General features: G+C 56.8%; 10 protein-coding genes. 6 read left to right on the top strand and 4 right to left on the bottom strand.

The genetic code is table 11. The features are described from left to right. Positions 1 to 5: 5 nt before the first annotated feature. Positions 6 to 1,700, top strand: a complete 1,695-nt coding sequence (locus tag SLH49_RS09005; RefSeq protein WP_320268835.1) for a thiamine pyrophosphate-binding protein — start codon at positions 6 to 8, stop codon at positions 1,698 to 1,700. On the opposite strand, the gene SLH49_RS09000 is transcribed toward SLH49_RS09005, so the two are convergent. Next, complete coding sequence (locus SLH49_RS09000) at positions 1,697 to 2,743, bottom strand: GMC oxidoreductase (protein WP_320268834.1); 1,047 nt, start codon at positions 2,741 to 2,743, stop codon at positions 1,697 to 1,699. The genes SLH49_RS09005 and SLH49_RS09000 overlap by 4 nt on opposite strands. Positions 2,744 to 3,092: 349 nt before the next feature. Here SLH49_RS09000 and SLH49_RS08995 point away from each other — a divergent pair, with 349 nt between their 5' ends. From SLH49_RS08995 to SLH49_RS08975, 5 genes are read left to right on the top strand one after another with little or no spacing between them, the layout of a single operon-like run. Beyond that, positions 3,093 to 3,956 (top strand): phytanoyl-CoA dioxygenase family protein, encoded by an 864-nt coding sequence (locus SLH49_RS08995; protein WP_320268833.1) that lies wholly within the window; start codon positions 3,093 to 3,095, stop codon positions 3,954 to 3,956. Between the two features lie 34 nt (positions 3,957 to 3,990). Beyond that, entirely contained in the window at positions 3,991 to 7,245 is a 3,255-nt protein-coding gene (locus SLH49_RS08990) for an amino acid adenylation domain-containing protein (protein WP_320268832.1), read from the top strand. Next, entirely contained in the window at positions 7,242 to 8,534 is a 1,293-nt protein-coding gene (locus SLH49_RS08985) for a condensation domain-containing protein (protein WP_320268831.1), read from the top strand. The genes SLH49_RS08990 and SLH49_RS08985 overlap by 4 nt, the downstream gene beginning before the upstream one ends. Before the next feature lie 20 nt (positions 8,535 to 8,554). Then, positions 8,555 to 9,373 carry a phytanoyl-CoA dioxygenase family protein gene (locus tag SLH49_RS08980; protein ID WP_320268830.1) on the top strand — a complete coding sequence of 273 codons (819 nt, stop codon included), beginning with the start codon at positions 8,555 to 8,557 and terminating at the stop codon, positions 9,371 to 9,373. An 18-nt stretch (positions 9,374 to 9,391) separates the two neighbouring features. Beyond that, positions 9,392 to 10,648: an MFS transporter gene (locus tag SLH49_RS08975; protein WP_320268829.1), complete on the top strand. Its 1,257-nt coding sequence runs from the start codon at positions 9,392 to 9,394 to the stop codon at positions 10,646 to 10,648. A gap of 23 nt (positions 10,649 to 10,671) precedes the next feature. On the opposite strand, the gene SLH49_RS08970 is transcribed toward SLH49_RS08975, so the two are convergent. From SLH49_RS08970 to SLH49_RS08960, 3 genes are read right to left on the bottom strand one after another with little or no spacing between them, the layout of a single operon-like run. Continuing rightward, entirely contained in the window at positions 10,672 to 11,748 is a 1,077-nt protein-coding gene (locus tag SLH49_RS08970) for a Xaa-Pro peptidase family protein (RefSeq protein ID WP_320268828.1), read from the bottom strand. Further along, positions 11,745 to 12,203 carry a GAF domain-containing protein gene (locus tag SLH49_RS08965; RefSeq protein WP_320269777.1) on the bottom strand — a complete coding sequence of 153 codons (459 nt, stop codon included), beginning with the start codon at positions 12,201 to 12,203 and terminating at the stop codon, positions 11,745 to 11,747. The genes SLH49_RS08970 and SLH49_RS08965 overlap by 4 nt, the downstream gene beginning before the upstream one ends. A 60-nt stretch (positions 12,204 to 12,263) precedes the next feature. After that, a complete protein-coding gene (locus tag SLH49_RS08960) occupies positions 12,264 to 13,859 on the bottom strand; it encodes an ABC transporter substrate-binding protein (protein ID WP_320268827.1) in 1,596 nt (531 codons plus the stop codon). Between the last annotated feature and the right edge of the window lie 5 nt (positions 13,860 to 13,864).

The raw sequence follows: 13,864 nt of genomic DNA, 5'->3' as shown, positions 1-13,864 counted from the left end.
TCTTGATGAAGGCAAACCACTATCTTGCCGAGTTTCTGGCACGCATCGGCGTGAAACATGTATATCAGCTTTCCGGCGGCATGATCGCTCCACTGCTTGACGCCGTCGGAGAGCATCCCGACCTGAGGCTGATCGACATCGTACACGAACAATCGGGCGGCTTCGCTGCGGATGCCGAAGCACGCCTGACCAATGTTCCCGGCATCGCCATGGGCACCTCTGGCCCAGGGGCACTTAACTTGGCAACGGCGATGGCCACCAGCTATTATGACAGCGTGCCTATGTTGTTTATCGGAGGACAGGTTCAAAGCTATCTGCAAGTAAACGGCAAGGCCACGCGCCAGTCGGGATTGCAGGAATGCCCCTTCGGAAATGTGGCCGCGCCGATTTGCAAGGCGGTCTTCCAGCCAAGCTCTGGCAAGGACGTGCCAAATTCTTTGGCCCGAGCTTACAAAACTGCGATGTCAGGACGTCCGGGCCCGGTCCTACTTGATTTTCCCTTTGACTGCCAAATCGCAGAAACAGAGGCAGAGTGCCTAAGCGACCCAGAACCGATTGTCTTGGACAGTCCGAAACCTGAAACGGTCGCCGCGTGCGCAGATATGCTCCGCGCGGCAGAACGCCCGATCATACTAGCAGGTGGTGGTGTCCGCACAACAGCCCGCGATGCCGTGCGGTCCCTGTCGCGAGACCTAGGCCTGCCGATGGTCACAACCATCTCGGCACTTGATGCTGCCGATCCAACTGTGGAAACCTCCCTGGGTCTTTGCGGTACTTACGGAACGCGACGAGGAAATCTGGCCTTGAGCGAGGCGGATGCGGTGCTTTGTATTGGCTCACGTCTCGATCACGGCGTGATTGGTGCGGATCCCGCAGGCTTTAGCCGGCGAATATCTGTTTTTCGGGTCGAAATAGACGAAGGGGAAGCCAACGCGCGACAAATAAAGGCCGATGTTGCACATACCGATGCCGGTGTTTTTGCAACAGCATTGCATAGTTCGCTGCGCGACGGAGAATTCGTACTGCCGGATGCTTGGCGCCAGCGATTGCGCGTGTTGCGAAAGGAAATGTCCGATACCACAGAGCGGCCACAAGGGGACAGCATTGATCCAAACCGGTTTCTCGCTGCGCTGGGGAAGGCATCCTTTGCCGCAGGGAGTTATTGTGTCGATGCAGGCCAGCATACATGGCACAGCGCCCAATCTCTCAGACTAGAGCCGAACCAGCGCTACATCAGCAGCACCGGTCTTTGGGCCATGGGATACGGCCTACCGGCCGCAATTGGAGCGGCGCTAATCACTAAACGCCCTACCGTGGTCATTGCGGGGGACGCTGCGGTGCAGCTTAACATACAAGAGGCCGCAGTGATTGCCAGAGAGCGCCTTCCGGTCAAAGTTGTCATACTGGACAACAGTGGCCATGGTATGGTGCGACAGTTTCAGGATGAATTCCTCGATAGCCGGCATCACGGAACACAACCGCAACCTCCTGACCTAAACGCCGTTTTCGCCGCCTATGGTTTTATTGAACGTACAGTATCAAAAAGCGAAGATATCGCCGAGGCGCTTGACTGGCTTTGGGAGTCACCAAACACTCCAGCTGTTCTTCGGGTAATCATCTCCGCACAAGAACACGTACGACCAAGCGTTCCCTTTGGTCAGCAGCTGCGAAGTATGAAACCTGCATTTCAGGAAGGCTAGTCAATCACACAGTCCTGATCCCCCGCAACAGCGCGAGCCGTTCCGATGGCCATTGCCACTGCCGCAAGCATCGGATTGCGCGCATTTGGCGCTGGAAACCGCGCAGTGCCAGCGACCCAAAGGTTGCGCATACCATGTACCCGACCGCAAAGATCAGTAACACCCTGCCCTACAGCCCCGCTTCGCAAAGTTCCAAAGGCATGGGACGCAGCACCAAGGGGCAACAGCCGTGGAGTACCCATGCCTCGCGCCACTCCAAGATGATCGCAGGTCGCCTTAAGATGCTTCAACATGACAGAAAGATCGTCCTCTGAGGCGACAGCGTTCGCCATGTCGACCCTGCCCCCCCAAAGCCCAGTTACCTCATCGGGGGTGGTGTCAAAGCAAAGCCTGTTGCCGACATTCGGCTCTGCGGTCATATACCAATACAAAGCTAGGTTGGCAGGTCCATGCGCAGCTGGCGGCGCTAATATAAGTGCGTGCACGCCAGCTGGTGCAGCCGATAGGCAGGCCGCGCCCATCTTCAGGCCGCCATCTGTGATTGCATCGTAAACCATGTACCCGTCAGGCGACAAATCGCTCAACCGGGCCGCTGCCAGCGGATGATCTGAGAGATACTGACCAACCGGAAACCCGTCTTCAGCAGAAAGACCCGACGCATGAAGCAAGGCCGCACTGCGGAGCGGATCAGCGGCGACAACGACCTGTGATGCATAAAGCTGTTCGATTTCGCCGGTGCTGACGTCAACCACCTCAACGGACGTCACCTGCCCCCCTGAATGAACAAAACGACGTGCACGACACGATCTGATTTCTGGCATTTCAGACGCCCGCGAAACGATGTCAGCCGGACCCGCCACCGGCCCCGTTGGGCCATGCGGTCGCGCCATGGCCATTGGATGATAGTCGCCCTTCGGAGCGGCACTGACCGAAGCTCCCAACCAATCCTCGGCTTGGTCGTAGAATGGATCCAGCGCTGTCCGGGCGAAAACGTCACCGATTGCGCTGCACACATCCAACCGACATAGAACGCCGGTCCACAAAACGGACGCTCCTCCTCTAGAGAGTGAAACATGAAGTGCGGGTTGTTTTGAAGCTGCGTCCGCGGACAAAGAAGGCACTGGCAAAAGATGTGCTGAGAGCATTCGATCCAGCAGCGGGCTGCCGAAACGCAGGCGAGGATCCGTCGAAAAATGGCTTGGAAAAGAAGCGGAGTTGACCAGCCCAGAATCGATTAATAGTATCTTTTTGCGATAAAGACTAAGCTCTGTTGCAACCGCTGCGCCAACCATACCGGCGCCAACTATGAGTATATCGGATTCCTGCGTTCTATTTGCTTTCATGAGCTGTGTTCTTTGACGCCCCCTAGGGATAGAAAAAGAGTATCTAATTATGCCGGAACACACATACGCTAATGGGCAATTTCCGACAAACGAAGATATAGATTTCTACAATAAAAACGGATTCGTCGTCGCGCATGGTTTGCTGTCCCCTGACAATATTGACGATGCTCTTTTCGGAATTGATCGCTACTACGCCGGCGAACGCGACTGGTCGCTACCCGTTTCCGGAGGCTTTCTGGACTGGAAGGCCGAACACGCCGACGGATTGCGCATAAACGACTATGTTTCCCTTCAAAATGGGGAATTGCGCGATCTTGTGATGCGACCCGCGCTTGGCGCTGCCTTCTCTGCACTAAGCGGCGCTTCGGTGATCCGGCTTTTTCATGATCAGTTGATCTCAAAGTCGCCTTCCTTTGGCGCCGATACAGCCGTAGGCTGGCATGTAGACGGAGCGTACTGGAAAACATGCACCTCCGATCGGATGCTTACCGCATGGATTCCGCTTGTACCTTATACGGAGGAGATGGGGCCCATCCACTTCATCCCTGGCAGCCATCTCTGGGAGGGGTTTGGCTGGATGACAACCTTCAATGAAAAGGATCTGGACGCGCTGCTTGAAAGGGTGGCCGCCGAGGGTCAGCCGACGGAACCCGTAGCTGTGATGCTGGAACCGGGGGATGTCAGCTTTCATCACGCAAAAACAATTCACGGAAGTCCACCCAATCGCGGCGCGGCACCGCGAATCGCTCTGACAGTACATGTCCAGGACGGCGACAACCGATATATGTCGTTCGAGGATTGCAGGGGAGCAAAGGCCGTTCACGTCAACGATGCACTTTGTCGTCAAGGCGCGGATGGCCTGCCCGATTACAGCGACGACGAAATCTGCCCTCAAGTGTGGCCCGCAGCTTAGTGTCCGTGGGCCCTAATCTTTTCAGGATAATTCGATGAACGTACAACTGGCCCGATCTGAACATGTTATTCCTCCTAGCCTTCCTATCGCGGGAAAGCGCTCGCTCGCCTATTGGCCAAAGACGATGGTCACTTCAGCGCGCGACTCTCTGCCGTCGGCTTTGCTGCCTGAAACTGGCCATGCGCAACTGGCGCGGCTCGCCGCAGCGATCCAAATTGTTCTGATCAGAACCCATCGAGACGACGACGCCCCCGTCGGAGTTGTAATGCCTGTTGGCGACATCATCCGGATCGAAGCGTCGAATGACTTACAGGCAAAAGTTGGCAAATTGCTCGCAGAGGCAACGACAAAGATCGATGAAAGCCCTGCTCAACCGCCCGTCGAACCCAAAGAGTCGGTGAATAGCGACTTTGCTATTGCCGTGGCTCCCGATGAACAGGCAATCCCTAACGTCCGTCAGGATGCAACCGTTTTCTTTGACGCTAGTGAAGATCGGCTAGCTTGCTGTCATAATTCCCGGCTTTTCGATGCTGATACCGTGGTTCGCTTTCTCGATCACATTGCTGGCGTTTTGAGAATCCTCAATGACGCTCCAGACACTACCGTCGGAATGATAAATATTCTGAGCCAAGCGGAAAGCGACCAAATCGCGGCGGTAACCTGCCCTGATCCGCAGCCATTGCCGGAGGCTGGCACGGTTCAGGCGCTCTTTGCCGAGCAGGCTCGAACGGCGCCCAATGCCGTAGCAATGATCTTTGAGGGTCAGAAAACCACCTACGCCGAACTAGATCAGCAGCGCGCGGCCATCGGAGTCTGCCTACGGCGCCATGGCTGCGTCAAAGGTGATCGTGTCGGCGTCTGCGTTCCACCCGGTCCCGAACAGATCGCGGCTTTGCTTGCCGTTCTTGGGATCGGTGCAACTCCTGTGCCTGTCGATCATACTTTCCCACACCAACGGCTTTCCATGATCGCCGAAACGGCCAGACCCAAGGTCTTTCTGAGCGCAGACAGAATGCGCAACGTCGTTGAGGGCTTTGGCGAGATCGTCTTGATGTCTGAGGCAATCGCGGAAAGCGTAGAGGATCTGAGCGTCGCAGGAGACATAAATGATGCCGCTTATCTCCTCTTTACCTCAGGTTCTACCGGTCGTCCCAAAGGCGTCCTGGTTGGCCAGCGCACTCTGGTAAATCTGATTGCATGGCAAAACGAGCAGACGCCAGCTACTGACCGTCGCACACTCAATCGCTCGTCCATGGCGTTCGATGTGGGATTTCAGGAAATCTTCGCCACACTTTGCTATGGCGGGACACTTGTCATCAGCACCGAGGCGCAACGCGCCGATATCGGCGCATTGCTAAAAATCCTTGCAGAACAGAAGATTCACCGGTCATTCTTGCCACCCGTTGCGCTCCTGCAGATTGCCGAGCTTTATGATGAAGCGTCCGACGACCTCTCCACATTGGAGGAAGTCATAGTCGCGGGTGAACGAATGACGATCACGCCCCCTGTGGTAAAAATGTTTCGGACATGCCCAGCACAGCTCATAAATCAATATGGCCCGACCGAGACACATGTCGCCACCTCTCACACCTTGTCTGGGGCCAGCGTTCGCTGGCCGCTGACACCCCCAATCGGAAAGCCAATCGCAAATGCGCGCATCCATATCGTCGATGCAGCAGGAATGCGCTGCCCGATCGGAACAACCGGGGAGATTGCGATTGGGGGGTTGCTCCCAGCGCTGGAATATGTCGATGCGCCTGAAGCGACCGCAACAAAATTCGTGCCAGACCCGTTTCCCGACGCGGCGGCCGACGGGCGGATGTATCTGACGGGTGATTTCGGGCGACTTTTGCCATCTGGAGAGATCGAGTTCGTCGGGCGGCGCGATGATCAGGTGAAGTTGCGCGGGTATCGGATTGAGCTTGGAGATATCGAGGCACATGCCTGCGATCTGCCCAATGTGGGGTTGGCGGCTACGCGGCTTCAATCAACGGGTGCTGGCGACTCCGATACTCTGCTATGCCTATATCTACAAAGCACCGATGGTGCTGCACTGGATCTGACGGCGCTGCGTGCTGATCTGGCCAAGGTTCTGCCGCGCCACATGGTACCGGCCCTACCAGCGATGCTGCAACTTGATGATATCCCGCTAAACAGTAACGGAAAGATCGACCGATTGAAGCTGCCGCAGCTTGAGCTTGTGCAGTCCGAGGGCGATGAAGAGGCGACAACCCCACGGGAACGTGTACGTCAGGTCTGGCGGCGTCATCTGCATGTGGACGACATTAGCGAGGAGGCAGCTTTTGCCGATCTGGGCGGTCACTCTCTTACGGCAATCCAGGTGGTCTCTGCCGTGAACCACGGTTTCGGGATCAGCGTCCCTGTGGTGGCACTTCTTAGGGGCGCGACCTTTGGCCAGTTCGCCGACGTGGTCGAGGACTATATCCGGCGCAAGGGTGGCGGCGAAAGCGCTGCCACTCCGGCATCATCGGGACCAAGCCTTCAAAGCACTGAATTGCCAAAGATTGGAAGGATACAAACTCCCTATCCATCGGAGACACGGCACTATTACGACGAGATTTTCGTGAACGGCGCCTACTGGGTCGGTGGCGCGCGTATCCCAGAAGGTGGAACCGTCATAGATGTCGGCGCAAATGTGGGTATGTTCACGATCTTCGCGCTGGTGAATGCCAAAGCGCGCAACGTGTTTGCTCTCGAACCCGTCCCGCTGCTGGCGGATGCGTTCCGGGCCAATGTTGCCCCTCTGGCCGACAAAGCGACGCTAGTTCAGATCGCAGCTTCAGACAAGGATGGCCGCGGAGAATTGACGACATATCCGCTAATCACGGGGATGTCTTCGCTGCGCCCAGATATCGCCAAGGACAGTGCGTTACTGACCGGTCTTCTTGGACGGGCACGCGCCCGTGATGCCGAGACCGACACCGTCCTTGCGCCGGTCGAGGGCAGCCTGGTCGAAAGCCGTATGTCCTCCGAAACAGTACCTACCGAGACCCGCCGTCTTGCCAGCCTTCTGGAGGAACACGGCGTTGATCGGGTCGATCTTCTAAAGGTCGATGTGCAGCGCGGCGAGGATCTTGTTCTGGCAGGGCTTGACGATGCGGCATGGTCCAAGATCGAGCAAGTTGTCGTTGAGCATCAGGAACCCTCGGGCACCGGTGGTGTGATCGCTGAAATACTCGCGTCGAAAGGCTTCTCGGTCACTAGCGTGCAGCACGAGATGCATCTGGGCACCGAGGTGTACTACACGACTGGTCGAAAGGAACCATGATCACTGAAGCCCAGGACCGCCTGCGCGAGATACACGCAGAGCTTGCAGACCCGTCCGTTCTGAACCTTTCGTACACGCTTGGACTTGAGGGGACGCTTGATGTTGATGCGCTGGCCTGGGCATTCGACAGGATTGCGGAGACGTTTCCGAGTCTCGGTGCCGTTGGCGGTGAGGAGTTGTTTGGCTGGGAGGACTTCTCAGACCCAAATGTCCAAGTCGGGCTAACCGACGCTATTGTCGAAGTTAGACGGTATCGGTTCGACATCGATGGCGATCCGTTGTTGGTCGCCCGGTGTTTGACATTGAGCCCGTCGCGCCATGTTCTAGTGATCGCTATTCACCATTCTGCAGCCGATGGTTGGTCCCTATCTACAATCGCTCGGGCTCTTGGGCGCTACTACGCGGCACTTCTTCAAGGTCAAGAGGCGGAAATCGACACCGTTCTGAACCCAGCCGATACCGCCCCCGCGTCAGAACAGCGGTTGGTGCGGGAACGCGATGAACTGTCAGGGAATCTCTCCAACCTCAATCTCTCCGCCAGCCAACCGTTGGCAAACAGCGCCGGGTCAGAGCCATTGGTGCGGTTCACGCGCAGCTATTTACCCAACTTTGCGGAGGCGATTGAGTCTGCAGCAAAGAAGGTCAAGGTGACGGCGTTCGCGGCTATTGCCGGTACCGTTGCTCGTCAGGTCATCGAAGATCTGGATCGTCAGGAAGTTCTGGTCGGCACAACTATATTAAACCGCCATTCCTCGTCAGATCTGCTGGTGGATGCACCACTTTACCAAGGCTCGCTTTTCCGCGTCGCCCGTACCTACGATTGGAAAGATATCGGCGGCCAAGTGGCCGCGGCCTCGAGTCGCATGCTGCCCTATGATGAACAACTCGAGATCGCAGGTGCTGTGATGCAAAGCGATGCGCCGGTCACGCCCCCTCTGTTCGTCTTTGCCGATACCCATCCTCTATCAGCACTCACGCTCGAAGGTATCACGGTTCGGTTCCTTGATTCCTCCGACAAGGAAGACCAGCCATTGCCAGCTATCCGCATGGCCGATATCGTCTTTTTCTGGCGATCCGGAGCGGGTGGTGCAACGGGCAACCTGATTGTTCCGGCCTCGCTTAGCCCCATCGGCAAAAGGCTTATCGGCAAGATTGACGATGCCCTCAAGGCACTGGCCGGCAACACCTTCGCCGGACCAACGGTTGTGAAGCCCTGGGCACCTGGTCTTGTCGCCCGTGATGCCCCGTTGGTTGACGGGCTTAGCCCGGTTGGGCGGATCGCTATCTAGTCAGTTTATGGAGAATAGACATGGTTGGACCTGAGGACATCTCGCACTATCGAGCCCACGGGTGGTGGCTGAGCCCGCCCATCCTGTCCGAAGATGTGCTCGACACACTCGCTTTCGGGATCGAACGCTACCGCATTGGCGAACGGGACCGACATCTGGCGGTCGATCTTGGCGGTGATGGCGAAACCGAAGTTGTGGCGCAACTCGACTATCTTTCGCTGCAGATCAACGAATTTCTCGATGCGCTTCTGTCATGTCCCGTCGGCGAAATGGCCGCTGCCTTAGCCGAAACGGAAAGCGTACGTATCTTCCATGATCAGGTCGTGATCAAACCGCCCTTCGACCCATCCCGTAGCGCCAAGGTCGGGTGGCATAGCGACCGAGCCTATTGGTCGTCCTGTAGCTCACAGTCGATGATCACCGCATGGATTCCTCTTGAGGATGTTCCCGAAGAAAAAGGGCCTCTCGCCGTTTGGGATGCGAGCCACACATGGCCTGAAACCGAAACGCTCCATTCATTTGGCGATCAGGACCTTCGAACGATCGAAGCACGATTCACAGACAAAGGTCATGCTCCGCAGGTTCGGACACTACCGATGAGACGCGGCCAAGTCAGCTTTCATCATTGTAGGTTGGTGCATGGAGGGTATCCCAACAAGTCCTCAGAAGACCGTATCGCCTATGCAATCCACATGCAGGATGACGCCAATCACTACGTCCCGCCAGCAGCGGCATCGGGTCGAACCGGCCACATAAACGACCTGCTCTGCCGCAAAACTGCCGACAACAAACCAGACTACGCCGACCCCGAGACCTTTCCACAGCTTTGGCCCATCTGACCGTACGGAAGGTCAGATTTGATCCCTCATCCACCCGAACGCAAGGTCTTGGCCTTTCCGGTCTTTTTAACTGCCTCAGCATTGTTGCGTGTCGCGGATGGCATCGCTCTGGTCAGCATTCCTTGGTTTACCACACTACTAACCTCCGATGCCGCACTAATCGCTCTGGTGCTCGGCATTACGCGGGTTCCTTGGCTGATCCTCGCCGTTCCGGTCGGTGTCTGGATCGATAGGCACCCCCGCAGGATGTTGCTTTTGGGATCAATTGGTATGAGCGTCATCATTCTGCTGATCCTAGCGCTACAAGCAAGCATGATCCCAGATAACGATGGTCCTGCAACTGCAGTGTCGGCATCGCTTCTTGGCTTTTTTACGTTGATCTTTCTCGGCGGCGCCACACAAGTGATGCGCGAAACGGTAGAACAGACCGTTCTTCCTGATATCGTTTCATCTGCGCAACTCGAACGTGCCAACGGGCGACTTCACGCGGCCTACCTGATCTGCGGCTCTATCCTAGCACCGCCGGTGGCCGGCTACCTCTTCTCAATCGACTATGCGCTTCCATTTTCGGCTCAGGCACTGCTCTTGACCTGTGCGGCACTGCTTTTGTGGCGGATCCCTATCTCCCGTCCGTTCAGAGCTCCTACTGACAACAATTTCTGGGCCGATTTGATCGCAGGTCTTCGTCTGGTGGCGGCTAACGCCCTTCTAGGCCGCCTCGCGCTAATTCTCGCTGTTTTGAACGCCGCGACCGGTCTTGCCTTTGCGCTATTGGTCCCGTTCGTCCGCGAGACGCTTGTGCTGGATGCTTGGACCTATGGTCTCGTTCTCATGATCGCCGCGACCGGCGCATTACCTGCCGGTTTCTGTGGACATTGGTTCGTCCGCGTTCTGTCGGCCCGCCGAACCTTTATGTTTTCCCTTTGTTGCTTTCCGATAGCATTGGGTCTGCTCGCGACAGCCGGCGACCTGCCAACAATTATTATCGCGCTCTTTATTGAGACATTCGCCTCGGTCCTTCTCAACATGCTTACGATTTCCTGGCGCCAGCGCTTGGTCACACCAGCGATGTTGGGCCGCGTGAATGGCGCCTATCGGATGATCGTGTGGGGCGGTCTTCCCATCGGTTCGTTTCTGGCTGCTGGGCTGATCGCCATGCTAGCGCCATCCTTTGGAACCGAATGGGCGCTTCGGCTATCGCTTGCGGCAAGTGCGTTGGTCTGCATCTTTGTCAGCGGCGCCGCTTTCATTCTGATGCGCCGGCACATGCCCTAGCCCCAAAAACGGATGGGCGGCTATCAGGCCACGTGAAGCGTACGGGGCAGCTCGGACAAGATCTGGCAGCCTTTGTCGGTGACCACGGCGACCTCCTCCAGCCGAATCCCGAAGCGGCCTGGAAGATAAATGCCCGGTTCGACCGTGAAGACCATTCCCTCTTCCAACATCAAAGGGTTTGAGGCAGAGATATATGGCGGTTCGTGGACCTCGCTGCCAAGGCCATGGCCGGTACGGTGGGTAAAGTACTCTCCGTAACCAGCCGCCGCTATGACGTCGCGCGCCGCTGTATCAACTGCCCGACATTCGACCCCGGGACGGATGGCATCGAGGGCCGCAATAACCGCGGCATCTACAATGCTGTGGACTTCCGCATAACCTTCGGGGGGCTCATCCAGACAGGCCATGCGGGTGATATCCGAATAATAGCCATCCTTGTACCCGCCAATATCCACAACGATAGCTTGGCCCGGTCGGACGACAGTATCGCCAGTATGGTGATGCGGATAGGAGGAATTGACGCCCGCGCCCACAATGGAAAAAGCCGTCCTCGCTTGGTGTCGTTCAAAGACATCTTTGGCAACTTCAGCCAGCGCATGTTCCGTCGTTCCGTCTCTGATCGCACCCCGCAGAGCGGTCTGTGCCAGGTCGGCGATCAGCGCATTTTCCTTCAGCGCCGCCAGCTCATCTGCGTCCTTCACCATGCGCAAAGCGCCGAGCGTGTCGTTCGCAAAAGCGTGCGCGACGTTGGGTAAATCATCAAGAACCATTAGGGCATGATCTGCGCGCATGGCCTCGTCCAGCGCGATCCGGCGCGGGCGTGAGCCAACCGCTTCTAGGCCAGTCCCAAGTGCTTTGCCCGGCCCGTCCGCATCGTGCCATTCCCAAAACGGCAACTCCGTATGCTGGCGCACGTCACCGGCGTTCAGCGCGGGCATCACAAAACCGGCTTGGTCCAACCCCACAAGCAGAAGACAGGCGCGTTCGTCAGGATGCGGCATAAAGCCCAGAAGCCAACGCATATGCGCCCCTGGCGCTAAGGCGACCAGATCGGTGCCCGTCGCCTCCATCCTGGCACGTAAACGGTCCAACCTGTTCATACTCGGTTCTCCATGGATACTTTATCAAATGCAGTAACAAGCGCCGCGCGATAGTCCGCGACCACTTGATTAAGAGCGGCGACGCGATCCTCAGTAAAAATGTCCCGCGCGCCCAGAACATTGACCGTGCCGACCACCTTGCCGTCAGCCGAGATCGGGATATTCAAGGCAGCCTCGCAGCCCAAAGCATTGATAAGGGCATGATCAGCAAAGTAGGGGGCGAATTCGGCCGTGCTGTTCGCGACAAAAACCTCACCTCTGTCAATCACCTGAGCGGTCCAGGCGTTCGCACTGACGGGTTTGATGCCGGTTACCGGATAGTCGGTTGGATTTGACGAATAGACCCGCCGTGCAAGCCGTCTGTTACGGTCGAGGATCGTGACGGTGAAAAGCATCGCTCGGGATGCGTCTTCAACAGCGCGATGTAGCGCGGCAAAAATATTTGCGGGACCCATGCTTTGCCTTATGCAACTGCACTCCGAGGGCGGCATGATCCGCCCCCGGTAGTTTCGCCATCAGTTCTTTTCGGTCAGACGATAAAACACATAGTCAGCGCTTGCGCCATTCACGTAACCCTGCACCTCGTCGGCCATGGCAACCTGCTTGATGGCCTGAAACATGACAACGAAAGGGGCCTCCGTCTGCATTGCCTGTTGCAGCTCAACATACATTTGGTTGCGTGTATCTGGATCGCGCTCTGCCAGGGCAGCCAGCGTTTTCTGATTGACCTCCTCAGGTGGCATCCAAGCGTTGCGCCAGGTGGTGGTCGAGACATAGGCGTCATCGGAGTTATCAGCATTGTATGCAAACGCCTTGGCGTTCGAATGAGGATCCATGAAGTCGGGGCCCCAGTAGAGGAGCATACTTTGATGTGTACGCGCACGATATTTGGTGATCACCTGTGCACCAGTACCGGGCAGAATATCAAAGTTGATCCCAGCGGGAGCGAAGGTTTGCTGCAGGCTTGCGGCGATATCAGTGAAAGGCGCCGAGTTAATCACATCAAGCTCGATGGTCACCGGAAGCTCCATGCCGCTCTCGGCCAGAATGGCCTTGGCCTTTTCCGGATCATATGTGAACGGGGTGTCAGTTAACGCGCCCGGGAACCCTTCAGGCCAGAAGGCCTGATGAACATCCATTTGCCCAGCAAGAAAGCTGTTCGCCATGCCCTCGTAGTCGACCAGATAGCGCGCTGCCTCCCAAAGAGCGGGATTGGTCAGCGGTTCATGCTTCTGATTGAAGCTGAACCAGTGAACGGCCGTTTGCGGATAGGTTTCCACCCGGATACCGTCACTGCCCGACAAGCCTTCGATCTGGTCGGGGGTTAAGTTCTTGGCCATGTCCACATCGTTCGCCTCAAGGAGAAGACGTTGTGTCGCCGCTTCGGCCACATGTCGGATCAAAACACGCTCGATCGCGGGCGCGCCGTCCCAATAGTCAGAATTTGCGGCAAGCATGAGCACCTCGCCGGGCGCGTATCTGGTAAGTTTGAATGGACCTGTTCCGGCGCTGTTCTGGTTCATCCATGCGTGACCCATGTCGCCGTCGACCTCGTTTGCCATAGCAGTTTGCATATCGACCACGGATGCGGGACGCGATGCCAGTACATTGAGCACGAAAGAAGGTGCGAAATCCCCGACCCAGCGGGCGGTCACGGTGTTGCCCTCGGTCGTAACCATTTCTTCGATGTTTTCGGCAGTCCAGCCTAAATTACCAAGGATGAAAGCCGGTGCCTTGTTCAGAACCAGAACCCGTTTCCAGCTGCCCACAACATCTTCAGCACGGAAGGGATTTCCTGAGTGAAAAGTAACGCCATCGCGCAGGGTGAATGTCACGGCCTTGGCTTCGGCGTCGATCTCCCAGCCAACGGCCAATCCAGGCGCCAGCGTCGTGGTGTCTTGCGCGCCATATTGGACGAGTTGATCATAGGTATTCGTGACATATTCACCAGACGAAAACTCGTAGGCTGTCGCAGGATCAATAGTGACGATATCGTCAATATTTTGAGCCACCACAAGTGCATCTTTCGGAGTTTCTGCAATTGCTGGCGCGCTGCTGAGCGCGATCAGACTGATCGCGAGGACTCTTACAAAAGTCGGTACAAACTTCATAAATC

Source organism: Cognatiyoonia sp. IB215446, assembly GCF_033963825.1.
In the GTDB taxonomy this organism is placed as follows: domain Bacteria; phylum Pseudomonadota; class Alphaproteobacteria; order Rhodobacterales; family Rhodobacteraceae; genus Yoonia.
This window is presented reverse-complemented; position numbering and strand designations above follow the sequence as displayed.